15 protein-coding genes are annotated in these 16,078 nt (G+C 33.3%); 7 read left to right on the top strand and 8 right to left on the bottom strand.

The window, feature by feature from the left end:
- Positions 1-127: 127 nt before the first annotated feature.
- The gene (locus tag IPJ83_11505) at positions 128-964 is read left to right on the top strand and encodes a DUF2911 domain-containing protein (GenBank protein MBK7881170.1); all 837 of its coding nucleotides are present in this window, start codon (positions 128-130) and stop codon (positions 962-964) included.
- Between the two features lie 47 nt (positions 965-1,011).
- Here the strand turns inward: IPJ83_11505 and IPJ83_11510 are convergent, their stop codons facing one another.
- From IPJ83_11510 to IPJ83_11525, 4 genes are all read right to left on the bottom strand, one after another.
- Entirely contained in the window at positions 1,012-1,404 is a 393-nt protein-coding gene (locus tag IPJ83_11510) for a hypothetical protein (protein ID MBK7881171.1), read from the bottom strand.
- A 142-nt stretch (positions 1,405-1,546) separates the two neighbouring features.
- Positions 1,547-2,209 (bottom strand): YggS family pyridoxal phosphate-dependent enzyme, encoded by a 663-nt coding sequence (locus IPJ83_11515; protein ID MBK7881172.1) that lies wholly within the window; start codon positions 2,207-2,209, stop codon positions 1,547-1,549.
- Positions 2,206-2,817, bottom strand: a complete 612-nt coding sequence (locus IPJ83_11520) for an aminotransferase class IV (protein ID MBK7881173.1) — start codon at positions 2,815-2,817, stop codon at positions 2,206-2,208. Before IPJ83_11520 ends, IPJ83_11515 begins: the two co-directional genes overlap by 4 nt.
- Entirely contained in the window at positions 2,801-3,775 is a 975-nt protein-coding gene (locus IPJ83_11525; protein ID MBK7881174.1) for an aminodeoxychorismate synthase component I, read from the bottom strand. The genes IPJ83_11520 and IPJ83_11525 overlap by 17 nt, the downstream gene beginning before the upstream one ends.
- 50 nt (positions 3,776-3,825) lie before the next feature.
- Between IPJ83_11525 and IPJ83_11530 the strand changes: the two genes are divergently transcribed.
- From IPJ83_11530 to IPJ83_11540, 3 genes are read left to right on the top strand one after another with little or no spacing between them, the layout of a single operon-like run.
- Positions 3,826-4,416, top strand: a complete 591-nt coding sequence (locus tag IPJ83_11530; GenBank protein MBK7881175.1) for an aminodeoxychorismate/anthranilate synthase component II — start codon at positions 3,826-3,828, stop codon at positions 4,414-4,416.
- 1 nt (position 4,417) lies between these two features.
- Complete coding sequence (locus IPJ83_11535) at positions 4,418-6,892, top strand: carboxypeptidase-like regulatory domain-containing protein (protein ID MBK7881176.1); 2,475 nt, start codon at positions 4,418-4,420, stop codon at positions 6,890-6,892.
- Positions 6,893-6,921: 29 nt separating this feature from the next.
- Positions 6,922-8,883: an OmpA family protein gene (locus IPJ83_11540; GenBank protein ID MBK7881177.1), complete on the top strand. Its 1,962-nt coding sequence runs from the start codon at positions 6,922-6,924 to the stop codon at positions 8,881-8,883.
- 16 nt (positions 8,884-8,899) lie between these two features.
- Here IPJ83_11540 and IPJ83_11545 read toward each other — a convergent pair whose 3' ends face one another.
- Positions 8,900-9,619 carry a TIGR02206 family membrane protein gene (locus IPJ83_11545; protein MBK7881178.1) on the bottom strand — a complete coding sequence of 240 codons (720 nt, stop codon included), beginning with the start codon at positions 9,617-9,619 and terminating at the stop codon, positions 8,900-8,902.
- 97 nt (positions 9,620-9,716) lie between these two features.
- On the opposite strand from IPJ83_11545, the gene IPJ83_11550 reads away from it, so the two are divergent.
- Positions 9,717-10,355, top strand: a complete 639-nt coding sequence (locus tag IPJ83_11550) for an outer membrane lipoprotein carrier protein LolA (GenBank protein MBK7881179.1) — start codon at positions 9,717-9,719, stop codon at positions 10,353-10,355.
- 40 nt (positions 10,356-10,395) lie between these two features.
- Positions 10,396-11,901, top strand: a complete 1,506-nt coding sequence (locus tag IPJ83_11555) for a GH3 auxin-responsive promoter family protein (GenBank protein ID MBK7881180.1) — start codon at positions 10,396-10,398, stop codon at positions 11,899-11,901.
- On the opposite strand, the gene IPJ83_11560 is transcribed toward IPJ83_11555, so the two are convergent.
- Positions 11,898-12,956 (bottom strand): PorP/SprF family type IX secretion system membrane protein, encoded by a 1,059-nt coding sequence (locus tag IPJ83_11560; GenBank protein ID MBK7881181.1) that lies wholly within the window; start codon positions 12,954-12,956, stop codon positions 11,898-11,900. The two genes, IPJ83_11555 and IPJ83_11560, sit on opposite strands and share 4 nt — an antisense overlap.
- An 80-nt stretch (positions 12,957-13,036) precedes the next feature.
- Between IPJ83_11560 and IPJ83_11565 the strand changes: the two genes are divergently transcribed.
- Entirely contained in the window at positions 13,037-13,768 is a 732-nt protein-coding gene (locus IPJ83_11565) for a C40 family peptidase (protein ID MBK7881182.1), read from the top strand.
- Between the two features lie 37 nt (positions 13,769-13,805).
- Here the strand turns inward: IPJ83_11565 and IPJ83_11570 are convergent, their stop codons facing one another.
- Together IPJ83_11570 and IPJ83_11575 are read right to left on the bottom strand one after the other, a co-directional pair.
- The gene (locus IPJ83_11570) at positions 13,806-15,164 is read right to left on the bottom strand and encodes a pyridoxal-phosphate dependent enzyme (GenBank protein ID MBK7881183.1); all 1,359 of its coding nucleotides are present in this window, start codon (positions 15,162-15,164) and stop codon (positions 13,806-13,808) included.
- Between the two features lie 35 nt (positions 15,165-15,199).
- Positions 15,200-16,072 (bottom strand): LysM peptidoglycan-binding domain-containing protein, encoded by an 873-nt coding sequence (locus tag IPJ83_11575; protein MBK7881184.1) that lies wholly within the window; start codon positions 16,070-16,072, stop codon positions 15,200-15,202.
- Positions 16,073-16,078 lie beyond the last annotated feature (6 nt).

Here is a 16,078-nt window from a genome sequence, read left to right on the forward strand (position 1 = left end):
TGAGTTAGTCATGCAAATATAGTATATATTATGAAAATATTTAATATATTTTTTTTGAACTTTTTTTAAAATAAATCATTTACTTCTAAGTTATTGATTTATATCATCTTAAATAAACTTCAGACTTATGAAAAAATTAATCCTGTTATTGTTTTTAAGTATTTCACTGAGCCTTTCTGCACAGATTCAAACACCAGCTCCAAGTACATTTTGTAAAATTGAACAGAAGTTTGGATTGGGCACTATTTCTATTGAGTATTCCAGACCAAGCATGAAAAACCGCAAAGTATTTGGGGAATTAGTGGATTATAATACCCTGTGGAGGACTGGAGCTAACAAGGCGACTAAAATTACTTTTACGGATGATGTTATGATAGAAGGTAAAAGTTTGCCAAAAGGAAGCTATGCTTTATATTCAATTCCAGGTGAGCTCAGCTGGGATTTGATATTTTATTCAGACTGGGATCAACCAGGTACACCTAAAAATTATGACATTTCCAAAGAAGCAATCAGAGTTCAAGCAATACCTGAGTTGTTAACCACTTCCATAGAAACATTTACCATTGATATTAACGATATTAAAAATGATGAGGCAACATTAAATATAAAATGGGAGAATACAGGTATAGCAGTAAAAATTAAGACTGATGTAGACAGTAAAGTGGTTAAAAGTATCGAAAAAGTGCTCGCAGGTCCAAGCTCTGATGACTTTTTCCTTGCAGCAAGATATTATTTTGACTCAGGTAAGGATTTGAACACTGCACTTGGATGGATTCAAAAGGCCAATACAATGGATCCCAAGTATTGGAAATTGAGAATCGAATCCCTAATCCTTGCTAAATTAGGTCGTAGAACAGAAGCAGTTGAAGTAGCACAAAGGTCAAAGGCTCTGGCTGCTGCAGATGGTAATGAGGATTATGTGAAAATGAACAATGAGTCCATTGCAGAGTGGAGTAGGAACTAAATTAGTTATACATTTGAATAAGTCCTTGTGGTGCTCACTTCAAGGACTTATTTTTTTAAATAGCCTCTTACTGCAATAGCGCCACCCGTAGTTAGAATTTCAACACCAAATTTTCCATTATTCAAAAGCACTATACTGCTGTCAGCCAGATTTATTTTAACATTTAATGGAGATGTTGGGTTCGTTCCGATGTTTTGAACTCGCTTAATTCCATTATTTTCTTCAATAGCATATGCTGCAAGGGCAGGAACAACATTACTAAAGGTAACGTCTAATTCCAGAGAATTCCCATCAAGATTACCAGAAATCTTACCACTTCCTGTGAATCCTGTTAATGGCGTGAGATCTCCAGAATATTCACTTCCATTGCTTTCTTTACCACATGAAATAACAAATAAAGAGGCAACAACTACTAAAATTGAACATTTTAATATCGACATATAATAGTATTTTAAATTTCTTTTGGGTGCTTGAGAAAATACCGAATGGTAAACAAATGTATTATAAATTCTTTTAAATTTCAAGTTTAATTTCAACATCAAAAAACCCCCATCTTTGGTCTTTGAGAAAATTGGGTAAATTTTATAGTAAGGATATGTCTGAGAATGCCAAGGATCCTACTCGAATCATCGTAGAACCTTCTTCAAGTGCCATTTTATAATCCCCGGACATGCCCATGGATATTTCCTTCAGTTTAAATTTGGGAATCGAAATTTTATTTATTTCGTCAAAATAAGTACGTAACTGTTGAAATTCTTCACGGGTGGTGATGTTATCAGATACCAGGCTTCCTATGCCCATAATGCCATCAATTGAAATATTATTTAACAAATGCCAGGGGTCAGTAAGGATGGATCTTTTGAGTTCATTTATGTCAAATCCATACTTATTTTCATCCTTAGAAATTTTAATTTGAAGTAATACTGGGATTACTCTGTTAACTTTTTGGGCTTGCTTATTGATCTCCAAAGCCAGATCGAATGAATCAACAGATTGAATACAAGAAATAAAAGGCACTATTTGTTTAACCTTATTGGTTTGTAAGTGACCAATCATATGCCATTCAATATCCAAGGGAAGTAATTCCTTTTTAAGGAGTAGTGCCTGAACTTTATTTTCTGCAAACATTCGATGTCCTTTTGAGTACAGTTTTAAGACATTTTCTGGATCTTGCAACTTGGTAACAACAATGAGTTTGGCATTGTGTTTTGTACACTCTGAATTAATCAATTCAAAATTGGTCATAATATCTTTTGAGTTTTAATTAATTCAATGGGATAAGCAATGCTTTCTTCCATTGAATTCAATGCATTAATTAATTTGAATTTATTAAATTGATCAAGATTTTGTAAGGATATTTTTCTTTTCGTAATGATTTTCTTTAAAAGTAAGTATTGTCGCATAGTGCCATTTAATAATGGTTCATCTGGAGTAAACCACTCATGTCCATCGCTGAATATTATATTGTGAATGGAAGTGTCCCTTATAATCCCGTTTTTTACAATTAGTATTTCAGCAGAATTTGAAACCTTGTTTTTAAGATGATTAATAATTAGTCTATTTGAATATTTAAATGAATAATCAAGCAATGGTTGATGGATTGGGATTACCATTTCAATAGAGTTGATTTGATAAGGAGCAATTTCAAGAATATATTCAGAATGATTATAGGAAAATTTTAATTTAGAAAAAGGATGTTTGAAGGTTATGTTGTCCAATTTAAGATTTGGAAGTTCATGGGCCTTGTACTCTGGGTAAAAATAAGCAAAGGTTTGGTTTATTCTTATTTGATGAAGATTTAGATTTCTAATCTTACCTTCAATTAAGGCCATACTTTCAAAAAATGGGAACATAAATTTTGTTCATGTATTCTTTGTATTCTAGTATGGGGTCTGAATTAAAAGTAATACCTCCACCTGATTTAAAAAAGAATTCCTGATTATCTTCCTCAATATACCTGATCAATATACCTGAATCAAGATTTCCATTGCAAAATGTTCCGAAAATTCCCGTATAAAACCCTCTGTCATAGTCTTCCGATTCATGAATGATTTCCAAAGTTTTATCTTTTGGTGCACCACTGATTGAGCCTGCAGGGAGTATTACATCCAGTAAGGTGCCATATCGATTATAATATTTTTCTTTTAATTCCCCTGAAATTTTTGAACTCATTTGTACAATAATTCCATGATTTGTCATGAGTTGATCCAAATATTTGAAATGGTTCACTTTTACCTTATTGGCTACCATGCTAAGATCATTTCTAAGAAGATCAACAATGGTTAGATGTTCCGCATTTTCTTTGGGATTACTCAATAATATTTCCGGTGATTCGTCTGCCAGTAATTTATGAGTTCCTTTCATTGGATATGTGCTGATTTGATGATCATTTATTTCAATAAAGCATTCTGGGGAAAACGATACGAATTTATCTTTTACCCAAAGTTTATATTTGGCATTACTAAAATTAAATATTTCTAATAAATCTAGAGTAGTGTTTATTTTAGTCTTAATTGTTAAATTGGTGAGATAAGTGTTTCCCAATGCAATTTGTTGTTTTACCTGATTAAATTGATTTAAATAATTTGAAAATGGAACTGGTTTAAAATTAAAGCTAAATGCTTTACTTGATTTCGATGCTAAACTTTTTTTATTAATTTCATATTTTATCCAATTGCTATCCAGTTTATTTAATGATTCACAAAATCCTAATGTTTTATCAAAATTTAAAACAAATAGAAAATCTTCTCCTTCAGCCTGAAGTTTGTCCATTTTTTGAATAGCCTCCTTGTAAGGAATGAATGAGTTCATGGTACAAAATTAAATTTCTTGACTAATTTTACGAGTAATATTATAGGATAGTGTCAAAGAAAACTAAAATTATACTTGTAGATTTAAAGGATTCCTTCACCTATAATCTTGTTCAATTGCTTGAAAATCTGGGTGCCCATGTATATGTAAGGCCTTATTCGAAGGATGTTGTGGCTGGATGTGAGGAGTACGATAAGATTTTGTTATCTCCCGGACCGGGTACCCCTGAGGATTATCCGGCATTATTTGACTTAATCCATACTTTTCAAAATAAAAAACCTATATTAGGAATATGTTTAGGCCATCAAGCCATAGGAACCTTTTATGGAGCCAAATTGGGTCAATTGGCAAAGGTTCAACATGGACAAACAGTTTTATTGTTTCCAGGGAGTGGGATAGAGGGTACCTTATTAGAAGGAATCTCCCTGCCTAAACTTGCTACATTGTACCATTCCTGGGCCTTAAAATCGAAGGATTTTCCTTTATGTTTAAAAATTAGTTGTACAACTCTGGATGGAACTATTATGGGGGTGAAACATAAAGATTATGAAGTAGAAGGATTTCAGTTTCACCCAGAATCATACATGAGTGAGATCGGCAAGGATTTATTGGACAAATGGCTTAGTTTTCCTATTTTATAATATGAAAACACTTTTATTATTCATTGTTTATTTTTCAATATTTGAAATCAGCGCCCAGGTTGTTGGGGTGGTTGCCAATGAAGAAAATGAGGTTCTTGCATTTGCCAGTGTCTATTTGGATGGAACAACAAAGGGGACAATGGCAAATTCAGAAGGAATGTTTGAATTAGTTTTAGAGCCTGGTGAATATCGGTTGGTATTTCAATATACCGGATACATAAAGCATTATGAAAACATTCATTATAAGGGAGGGAGACTGGAGTTAAAGGTTTTTTTAAAGGAATCCAAATATAATTTGAATGAAATTGTTTTTAGTGCCTCGAGAGAGGATCCCGCATACGAAATTATAAGAAAAGCAATTGCCAAAAGAAAACTTATTGAAGGCAATATAAAAAATTATTCTTGTAATGCTTATACAAAGGGATTGATGAAAATTCTCAATGCGCCACAGAAAATACTGGGAAGAGATATTGGAAACCTAAATGGTCAATTGGACACTAATCGACAGGGAATTGTTTATTTGTCTGAATCTATCTCTAAATTGAAATTTTTTAAACCCGATATTTTACAAGAGGTTATGATCAGTTCGAAAGTTTCTGGTAATGATAATGGTTTTAGTTTCAATAGAGCAACTGCACTGAATTTTAATTTATATCAGAACACTATTCCGTTTGGCAGAGAAATTATTTCTCCAATTTCGGATTATGCATTGAGTCATTATCATTACAGATTAGAAGGTTCTAATATGGATACCGATGGTCGACAAATTCATAAAATAAAACTAATTCCAATCATTAAGAATGACCCGGTTTGGTCTGGATATATTTATATTGAAGATCAAAAATTTATCATTTCTGAATTTGATGCATACATAAAAGGAAGTCAGGTCAAACAAGAAATATTTGATACCTTATTTTTAAGACAAACTCATTTTTTAACAGAAAAGGAACATCAGCAAAAAGTTCAAAGCCAGTATTTTGGATTTAATGCAGGTATTCTTGGATTCAAAATGGAAGGAAGATTTACAATAGTATATTCGGAATATCAATTTGATGGGATAGAAGATACTAAAGATAAGCGAGAGCTGCTGGAAATACTCCCAGGTGCTAACATTAAGACAATAGAATATTGGGACAAAGAAAGGCCAGTACCTTTAACAAAGGAAGAAATATTTGATTATGTCCGGAAAGATAGTATCAAATTAATTAAAGAATCTAAACCGTATTTGGATTCAATGGATCGCATTGCTAATCGTCTGAGTTTGTCGAATATATTATTAGGATATAGTTACCGAAACAGCTATGAGAGAATGTATTTCAATACCAATGGAATATTCCAGTTTTTGTCCTTTAATCCAGTTCAAGGCGGGTTGTTAGATTTTAAAATCAAGCACTCTTTTTATGTAAAAAAAATGGATTGGAATAAGAGTTTAAATTCTGATTTTTCAGTCAATTATGGTTTTTCTGAAAAAAAATTGAGAGTTCAACTAGGGGTCAATTACAGAATGGATGCTTTAAATAATAGAATTACATATTTTAAATTTGGTCAAACTGTCAACGAATTTTCTCCCTTCGGATTGGTAGACAGACTCAGTAATTCAATGACTTCACTTTTTCTTAAAGTGAATAGAATAAAAATGTATGATGAAAAATATTTCCTGGCGGGCTGGGCACAGGATATTGGTTATGATTTTAGGTTTAAATTGAATTTGAAATTGTCAGAAAGACATGTATTGGATAACCATACAAATTTTAGTTTTAGATTCGAGGAGAAACCTTTTGAATCAAACAAAAGTGCCGGAATACAAGATTCTATTCTTACAATAACTAAGCCACAATTAATTCAATTCAGTATCGGATTAAGATATCAACCAGGAACAAAAGTTTGGAAGACTCCTACAGATTTACAAAAACTTGGATCAAAATGGCCGGTATTTAATTTAAACCTTCATTCCAACTATTATGTTCTTGGGAAGACATGGGTCCCAAGAATTGACTTGAGTGTGAGATATGAAGCAGGGTTAGTCCGATGGGGTAATTTCATCGTTTCCTCCTATTTTTCCTTGATCCCTAAGAATTCAGAACCGGATATTCCTGAACGTATTTATGCAAATGGAAATCCATTTATCATTTATACTCAAACAGCTGATCCTAATTTTTTTAGAGGTCTTCAAATATACCAGATTATTGAGAAAAATCGTTTATTCTCCATGCATCTTGAACATGATTTTCAAGGACTTTTTCTTGATCGAATACCTTGGGTAAACAAATTGGGTTTGGTGGAGGTTTTTAAGGCTTCTTTGTTGAGCACTTCTGATTATAGATTATATAAAGAGATAAGTTTTGGATTAGGAAATATTGGATATAAAGCATTTAGGTTATTTCGGATCGATTGGGTAAAATCTTATTATAGTGGTGCAGCTAGTCCGTCATATATTAGAATTGGTATGGATAATTTTATAAATGTTGGAAGGTAGTTATATCATCAAGTTAAATCTGTCGGAAATTGAAACGTTTATTTAATTACTTTTTTATATTAGTTGCTTTATTTACAACTTCATGCGTTACTGGTCTTAAAACTAAGTCAAGTACGGAGGCCTATGATTCTAAACAGTATTCTTTAGCAATATCTTTGCTGGTAAAGGAATATGATGAAAAACCTTCCTTGGGACAAAGGGCAATTCTGGCATTCAAAATTGGCAACTCCTATGAGAAAATGGGATTGTATTCCAAGAGTTTGATTTGGTACAAAAGATCATATGAACATGGCTATGGTTTGACAGCCTTGGAAAAATATGCATTTATTTTAAAACAAAATGAAGATTATGAAGCAGCCATAAGTGCTTTTGGTTTGCTGAGTGAGGAATCAGGTCTGCCTCAATTATACCAAAGAGAAATATCCATTTGCAAATTATGCATTGAATGGAAAAAAAAGTCAGAATTACCCATTCATTACGAAGTTAGTTTAATGGAGGATTTAAATGATCCTTCCAATAATTTTGGAGCTATTCATACCAAAGAAGGTAATCTTCTTTTTTCTTCTGACAGATTGGGGGTCACCGGTAATGAAAAATACAAATGGTCTGGTAATTTTTATTTTGATCTGTTTAAGTACAACACTTTGGGTAAAAGTATACAGCAATTAGGGTCAAACATTAACACAAAATTTAATGAGGGAAGTTGTAGCATTGATCACAGTGGAGAAATAATATATTATACCAGATGCGCAGCCTCTGGGTGGTCTGACTATTATTGTCAGATTTATACAGCTGCAATAAATAGGGCAGAACCAGAAGAGAAATTGGATTTGGGAGGAGGTGCTTGTAATAATGCACACCCAGCAATCCATTCTTCTGATAGTATTTTGATATTTTCTTCAGACAGGATAAATGGCTTCGGTCAAATGGATTTATATATTTCCATAAAAAGAGAAGGGGAGTGGCTGCAGCCACAAAATCTAGGGGAAACCATAAATACTCAGGGAAACGAAAAGTTTCCTGTCTGGCATAGGGATACTTTATATTTCTGTTCTGATTATCTGCCAGGATTTGGTGGCTTGGATATATTCAGAACCTGGCGAATGGCCGATGGCAGATGGACTATGCCACAGCACCTTGATTATCCAATCAACAGTGGTGGTGACGATCTTGTTCTATCTCATGCCCCAGGTTTTATAGCAAATGATACATTGTTAGATAAGGGAGTTTTGACAAGTAACCGTGGGGGCAATGGAGATAAAATTTTCCAGTTTACATTATTGAAAACCTCAGTGAAGCAAAAAGAAAAAATTCAAAAGCCGACTTATAAATTTAGAGTATTTGCAAATATTAATTTTCTACGAGCAGAAGAATACACTTCTCATTCTAATAACTTTCCATTGGATTCTGTCCAAATTCAAATGAGTGATGACCCTAAGGATATAATTTTTAATGGCAGAAAAACTAATCTTGTGCTTCAGTTATTGCCAGATTCAAAATATGAAATTAGAGCATCCAGAAAGTCATACTTGAATTCTTCCTTAACTTTTACAACCCCATCTATACCAGACTTATCTTCGGATAGTACCTTGACCCTAAATTATTTAGTGACCATGATTCCTTTCGAATTAAATAAGGAATTTGTTTTGCAGGATGTATATTATGACTTTGATAAATGGGACTTACGAAAAGATGCTTTGCCCGCTATAGATAAATTATACGAAGCAATGCTCATTAACCCAAAGATTAAAATTCAGATTGGGTCTCATACAGATTGTAGAGGTGATGAGAAATACAATTTGGAACTGAGTAAAAATCGGGCAAAATCTGTTTATCAATATTTATTAAATCGAAATATTTCGCCTGAACGTCTTGAATATATTGGATTTGGAGAAACAGGATTTGCCATGCCCTGTGATTGCAATCTGTGCACCGAAGAGGAGCATCAGAAAAATAGAAGATCAACTTTTAAAATTAGTCTTCTCGAATAAATGCCTAGTGGTCTTCTTACTTAATGCGGTTAGTTTTACTAGCCTTAATATGAATTGGAAGAAAATAAATGAAGAATAGTAGTATCATGATCAATTGACCAGAAACTAGATACCATGGCCAGGGACCTAGGTAATCCAGCATAGATGCAGTTTCCGGTTTACGCATCGAATAAAAATAGTTACTGTCAAATGCAAGATTGATCATAAAGGAAAAAACTAGATATATGTTTGCCCCTATGATTGCATTTATTAGATCCTTTTTGTAGACTGACCATTTGATGACAAACAGCCCATGAAGTACTAACATAACCAAACCACAATGAACCAACCAATATTTAAAATAAATTGGATGAGGAAAGTTTTCTTTGAGTTCTGGTGTAAGGATTGCTTGAAATGTACCCACTAAAACCCAAAAATATAAAATGCCAAAAAACCATCTTGATTGATACACTAGAGTAATTGGATAAATTAATGTGAGAAAATTGCAAAGATGGAAAGGCAAATCTACTCTTGCGTCCAGGTCATTGTTATACAACTTATAAATTACCAGAAAAATATTTGTGCCAGCTAGAAGAATGGAAAAAAGTAGAGCTTGCCTAAGTTGTGCGATTTTTGTAAATTTATCTGAAGATTTTATCCAAATAACACACAATAAGGTAAAAAATAAGACAGGTAAAAGATGTTCTAATGTATATGCTTGAAATAAATTTACGTTATAAAGATTATGTTCTGACATTGTGAAATTTCAATTTAAAATCGGCTATTTTCTAATTTAAGTCTTTCTTAACAGAGTTTGAAATAACTTTGCTAGCAATTTTAGTCTAAAGTTAAAAATGATGAAATACTTTGTTTTTATTTTTGCTTTTATTTTTTTTCAGGGTAAGGTTCACTCTGACCCGGATCCAAAGGCTACAAAGTGGCTTAAAAAAGTGGAAAAAGTATATAATTCATTTTCAAGCCTTAAGATTGATCTGAGTATAGAAACAAAACCTGCGGAACAAAAAGCACATTTTCAAACAGGGACTTTTATTTATCAGGATAAAGCTTTTAGTCTGGTTTTGCCAGATCAGGAATTATATTTTGATGGGCATACACAATATACCTACTTTAAGGAAAGAAAGGAAGTTCAAATAACTTCTTCTACTGATGAAAATGCGGTATATCATCCTAAGTTTTTTGCCAGGCTTTATAAATCAGGTAAGTATGATTATAGGCTTGATTCGGAAGATTCCAAGACTTTAACTGTTGAATTTATACCAGTCGATAAAAAGGAGAGTTTCTTCAAAATAAAAATACGCATTCGTAAGGCAGATACTCAAATGATCCAAATTCAGATTTACGAAAGAAATGGCGATAAAATTATAATCAATAATAAGAAGATTATTGCCAATACGCCTATCCAAGCCAAAAATTTTTCAATGGATCCACTTAGGCTGAAAGGACTACATGTTGAAGATCTTCGTGATGAATAATTGAATTCAAAAGGCTTAAAGTGCTACTTTTGCATTTTATATGAGTATCAAATCCAGTTTAATTAAGGCAACAGCACAAGTAATTTGTGTACGGGAAGATAAGGTAGCTTCTAATGCAGTTAAAAATCAATCAATTGTACTTAATCAATTGATAATCAAAGGAAGAAAAACTTCTTTTGGGAAGGATTATAAGTTTTCAAAAATAAAAGATTTAAGGTCATTTCAGCAGCATGTACCACTAAGTGATTACGAAAAACACATTCATTACTTTGAAAGAATTAAGTCAGGGGAATCGGATGTTCTTTGGCCTGGGAAGCCCAAATATTTGGCTAAAACATCCGGAACAACGAGTGGCACTAAATATATTCCTATAACCCGAGCAAGTATACCCAATCATTTGAATAGTGCCAGAAACGCTTTGTTTTCCTATGTCCACCACAGACCTGACACTAAAATATTCGATGGAAAAATGTTGTTTTTGTCTGGTTCGCCAGAATTAGAGTTTTCGAATGGGATAGGCGTCGGGCGATTATCAGGTATTGTTAACCATGAAATTCCATCCTGGTTTTCCAAAGCTAAACTCCCAGATCATCAAACTAATATGATCCAACCATGGGAGCTAAAAGTCGAAAAGATTATTGAAGATTTGCTCCACAAAGATCTCAGAGTAGTAAGTGGAATTCCGCCTTGGATTCAGATGTTTTTTGAAAAGGTTTTGGAAAAAACCGGGAAATCATGTGTGAAAGATGTATTTCCTAATTTGGAACTCTACATTCATGGTGGGGTAAACTATGAACCTTATAGTCAAAGAATCAATTCTCTGGTAGGAGAACAACTTTCTTTAATGGAGACATACCCTGCTAGTGAAGGATTTATTGCTTATCAAGACGATCCGGATATTGAAGGCATGAGATTAGTGAGCAAATCTGGAATATTTTTCGAGTTTATTGCCTTGGATGAAGTTTTGGATCCAAACCCTAAAAGATTAACACTGGAAGAAATTGAAATTCATAAAGATTATGCAATTGTATTATCCACAAATGCTGGTTTGTGGGCTTATGTCTTGGGTGATGTGGTAAATTTTAGTTCATTTAATCCACCTCGTTTAAAAGTTACCGGAAGAGTAACTCAATATATTTCTGCTTTTGGAGAACATGTAATTGCTTCTGAGGTGGAGGGTGCCTTGAGAGAAATTCAAAACCTTTTTGATTTACAGGTGATTGAGTTTTCAGTTGCCCCACAAGTAAACCCTAAAGACAATCAATTACCATATCATGAATGGTTTATAGAGTTTAAGGATGTGCCAAAAAATTTGTTGGAAATTTCATCAAAATTGGACGAGGCGATGAAATTTAGAAATAGTTATTATAAAGATTTAGTTAATGGCAGAGTGCTAGATTCGCTTAAAATCCGACCAATTAAAAGTAATGGATTTAAAAATTATATGATTGGTATAAAAAAATATGGAGAACAATTTAAAGTTCAACGCTTGTGTAATGACCGGAGAATTGCAGAAGAATTATCTAAACAAATTATACTTACTTAGAATTCAGGGCAAATAAACCCTTCATTTGTGTAATCCCCAATAAGGGAAATACTTATTTCAAAAGAATGTGTGGGGTTGCCATATTTTAATGCATCTCGTAATCCAATATCATATTGCATCCCGATGATAAATCTTTTAACTTCAAAACCCAATAAAAATCCAAGGTCAACAGGAGTTAAAAATGAAGATGAAGATACACTTCTCAAAGAAAGTCCGGCATGCACTGCGGTTTGATTGAGCGAATAAAAAGATTGCCTGTAATTTATGCCGGCTTGTAATATTTGTAAAGGTCCTTGTGTGGCGAAATAAAACTTTGGAAAGAGTTGACGAAAGTTATCCAATTTATAGGAAAAATTAAGTATGGTGTTTGTGCGGATGAGTGCTTTGGATTCCTTGGTTCCACTATAATTGATATCCTCAAGACTTTTGTAAAAAGAAAAATTTGGCCTGAAGATATAATGCATTCCCGACCCAATCTGAATGGCCCACAATTTGGACATTCTGGTAGAATAATTAATGCCGACTTTTAGGTCCGGTGTAGCATGTATGTTTTGGGGTAATATCTCATTAGTACTTCCATTGTAGCGATCTAATCCGTCGAACTGATCTTCAAAATATATATTATCATAACTTATTGATCTTTGAAGTATCCCAAGAGTTATTCCACCACTCAAATAAGTTTTTTTAATCTTGTCCAAAAGTTTGTGGTATGCGATTGAAACCCCCATTTCATTTTTATTCCAATCTAATATTTGGCCGCGATCGGAAATGAAATAAGCCCCTAATGCTAAAAAATCACCTTTAAAATCTTTGCTGCTCTGATCAAACTTAATGTCACCTGAAATTCCGAATGTCCTGTAAGGTGCATCGGCAAACTTTACCCAGTGATCCCTATTGATGATTCTAACTTTAAAATTTCCATCAAAAGAACCTGTTAGTGCAGGATTATAATAAGAACCTAAAGAATTGAACTGTGAAAAGCTAATGTCCTGGGCAAAACTTTTTGTAAAGCCAATAGTCAGATACGTAATAAAAACAATTTTTAATAAACGCATATTCAATAAGTTAAAGCATTTTCAGCATAAAGATACAATCAAATAGTGCTCCTGGATCTGATTTTTTTATAATTTCGGGAATGCAAAATTTAATATTTAAGGATCCTGTAACATTTTTAAGAAAACTACCAGATCATAAGTCAGAAGGCGTAAGTCAAATCCTGTTTGGTGAAGAATATGTGATTCTTGAAGATAAGAACAGTTGGATTCATATAAAATGTCTCCATGATGGCTATTCTGGATGGATCCTGCCTAATGATGGTTATCAGATTGCCCAACCAAAAGAAATTTCTTTGACAATTCAGGCATTGATAAAGATCAAAAGTGAAAATGGAATATTGAGAATTCCATTTGGATCATATGTTAATGAGAAACAACTTTATTCTAATAATTCCTCTGACGAATTTATTATTAATTCACCACTAAAAATGCATGTTGCGATTGAATTAATTAATCATGTTTTTTTAGGTAGCCCATATGTCTGGGGTGGCAGGACTGTATTCGGAATAGATTGTTCAGGTTTAAGCCAAATGTTTTGTAGAATTTTAGGTATAGACATTCCAAGAGACGCTCATCAACAGGCAAATATTGGAGAAAAGATTAAATTGCTTACAGATGTACTGCCGGGAGATCTGGCATTTTTTACAACCGATACAGATAAAGTTAGTCACGTAGGTATTATTATGCCGGGAATGAAAATTTTACATGCTTCTGGGAAGGTAAGAATAGATCAAATAAATGATGAAGGAATACTTAAAGTGGAAGCAAACCGGATTACACACAATCTTCATTCCATACGAAGGATGAAATAACTTGTTATAAATAGTATGTCAAACCAATTGTATATCGCTATAAAGCCCTGATTACATCGTATTTAGTGAGTACATGGTATTGATTATTTTGATCTTTTGTAATCACTCCTGGTATTTTTTCAGTAAAGCATTTATTTAACAAACTCATAGGTAAGTCCATGGATACTTTAGGCATTGGATCAGACATAATTTGTTTTACCTCCTTGTCGGCATTATTTAACGGATTTTCAAGTATGAAGGATAAAATTGAGTTTTCAGAAACTGTTCCTATGATGTCGTCATTTTCAAGAACAGGTAACTGAGAAATATCCCTTTCCTTCATAATTTTCAATACATTTCTTATTTTTTCATTTGCCTCTACAGAATAGAAAGCTTTATCCTTCTTTGCCAAGATGAGATCTTTTACTTTGATTTCTGAATCAAGAAAGCCTCGTTCTCTCATCCAATCATCATTATAAATTTTGCCAATATATCTGCTGCCATGGTCATGAAATATCAGAACCACAACATCGTCTTTGGTAAGTTTTTCTGATAATTGATTTAGCCCGGCAAGTGCTGAGCCGGCTGAATAACCTAGCAGAATTCCTTCTTCACGTGCAAGTCTTCTTGCAGCTATCGCAGCATCTTTATCCGAAACTTTTTCAAATAAATCGATGATTGAAAAATCTACATTCTTCGGTAAAATATCTTCACCTATGCCTTCAGTAATGTATGGGTAAATTTCCTTTTCATCAAAAATGCCCGTTTCATGATATTTTTTAAAAACTGAACCGTAGGTATCAATCCCCCATATTTTGATGTTGGGATTTTTCTCTTTCAAATATCTTGCTGTCCCAGAAATGGTTCCTCCTGTTCCAACTCCTACAATCAAATGGGTAATTTTACCGTCCGTCTGATCCCAAATTTCAGGTCCTGTGCTTTCATAATGTGCCTGTGCATTACTTAGGTTATCATATTGATTACACCAAAACGAATTGTTGATCTCTTTACTCAACTTTTCAGCTACAGAATAATAGGATCGTGGATCTGTAGGCTCAACGTTAGTTGGGCAAACAATTACTTCCGCTCCAAGGGCTTTGAGTAAGTCAATCTTTTCTTTCGATTGTTTATCGCTTGTTGTAAAAATGCATTTATATCCTCTTACACAAGCAACTAAAGCTAAGCCCATACCGGTATTTCCACTGGTACATTCTATAATTGTACCACCGGCTTTAATTTTTCCCGAGGCCTCGGCATCGTCAATCATTTTAACAGCCATTCGGTCTTTGATAGAATTACCCGGATTGAAAGTTTCAACTTTTGCCAGGACAAGTGCCGGTATGTTCGAAGTTACCTTGTTTAGCTTTATTAAAGGCGTATTGCCAATGGTTTCCAGTATATTGTTGTAATACTTCATTTTTAATTTTATTTTGCAAAATTAGACTTATACGCTTAAATACCGAATTTAAGATAAACAAAGAATTTTGAGTCGACAATAAGAAGTTCTCTTGCTACTTCTCTTGAAACGACAACTTGTACCTCTTTGGGGTAATTCTTAGGAATTTTGCCTATCACTTTTGCTAAAACTGTTTTTCCCGTGATTGGATTGTGAATTTCAATAAGAGAATTCCGACGTGCTTTTGCATGTAAGGCCAATAAGTCTGAAGTCTTATGATTACTAGTTAAGCATACACCAACCCCCCTGGAAGCTTGAGTGAGCGGTACCTCTTTACCGGATCTGGCTTGTTTAATGGGTAGATTTTCAGGTAATTTAGTAGCATCTATTAAGTCAAGAGATGTGGTTTTTTCGGGTTCCTGTTTAAACATCGTGGTTTCCGGTTTTTGACACCTTATGATCCAGCCAATTTGTATAAGTTGGCCTTGTTTCAAGTTATCATCTCCAAGTTTATTGAGCTCTTTTAATTCTTTAAGCTTAAGTTTTGTTTTGTGACGGGTAATCTCAAACAGCGTTTCTTTTGGCTTAACTTGATAAAACACCTTGGAAAGACAATTAGGTAAATTAGACTCCTCATGGTAAGTCAATATCTCAGAAAGAGGTAATTTTATCCAATCATTTTCCCGAATAATGTCTTTTCTTAAATCTGGATTAATTTTGAAGACATCTGATTCTTTAATTTTGAAAGTTTTACAAATGAAATAAAGACTTGAATTCTTAACCATTTGGATTAAAATATATGGATTATTCTGGTCATCAAACTGAACTAATAATTGGGAAGGGATTTTTTCCGCGTTGTTGGATTGTGCGTAAGTGTTTGATAATGAGAATATTAATAATATAATCAAAATAATGTTTGGAGACTTCATTTTTTA

It is taken from the genome of Candidatus Vicinibacter proximus (assembly GCA_016713905.1).
GTDB classification, from domain to species: Bacteria; Bacteroidota; Bacteroidia; order Chitinophagales; family Saprospiraceae; genus Vicinibacter; species Vicinibacter proximus.

What these genes read in the sequence shown, in the direction of transcription:
- IPJ83_11510 (MBK7881171.1), bottom strand. Translation starts at nt 1,404, where the DNA reads ATGTCGATATTAAAATGTTCAATTTTAGTAGTTGTTGCCTCTTTATTT.
- IPJ83_11550 (MBK7881179.1), top strand. Translation starts at nt 9,717, where the DNA reads ATGATGAAATACTTTGTTTTTATTTTTGCTTTTATTTTTTTTCAGGGT.
- IPJ83_11535 (MBK7881176.1), top strand. Translation starts at nt 4,418, where the DNA reads ATGAAAACACTTTTATTATTCATTGTTTATTTTTCAATATTTGAAATC.
- IPJ83_11545 (MBK7881178.1), bottom strand. Translation starts at nt 9,619, where the DNA reads ATGTCAGAACATAATCTTTATAACGTAAATTTATTTCAAGCATATACA.
- IPJ83_11575 (MBK7881184.1), bottom strand. Translation starts at nt 16,072, where the DNA reads ATGAAGTCTCCAAACATTATTTTGATTATATTATTAATATTCTCATTA.
- IPJ83_11505 (MBK7881170.1), top strand. Translation starts at nt 128, where the DNA reads ATGAAAAAATTAATCCTGTTATTGTTTTTAAGTATTTCACTGAGCCTT.
- IPJ83_11525 (MBK7881174.1), bottom strand. Translation starts at nt 3,775, where the DNA reads ATGAACTCATTCATTCCTTACAAGGAGGCTATTCAAAAAATGGACAAA.
- IPJ83_11555 (MBK7881180.1), top strand. Translation starts at nt 10,396, where the DNA reads ATGAGTATCAAATCCAGTTTAATTAAGGCAACAGCACAAGTAATTTGT.
- IPJ83_11520 (MBK7881173.1), bottom strand. Translation starts at nt 2,817, where the DNA reads ATGTTCCCATTTTTTGAAAGTATGGCCTTAATTGAAGGTAAGATTAGA.
- IPJ83_11565 (MBK7881182.1), top strand. Translation starts at nt 13,037, where the DNA reads ATGCAAAATTTAATATTTAAGGATCCTGTAACATTTTTAAGAAAACTA.
- IPJ83_11515 (MBK7881172.1), bottom strand. Translation starts at nt 2,209, where the DNA reads ATGACCAATTTTGAATTGATTAATTCAGAGTGTACAAAACACAATGCC.
- IPJ83_11570 (MBK7881183.1), bottom strand. Translation starts at nt 15,164, where the DNA reads ATGAAGTATTACAACAATATACTGGAAACCATTGGCAATACGCCTTTA.
- IPJ83_11560 (MBK7881181.1), bottom strand. Translation starts at nt 12,956, where the DNA reads ATGCGTTTATTAAAAATTGTTTTTATTACGTATCTGACTATTGGCTTT.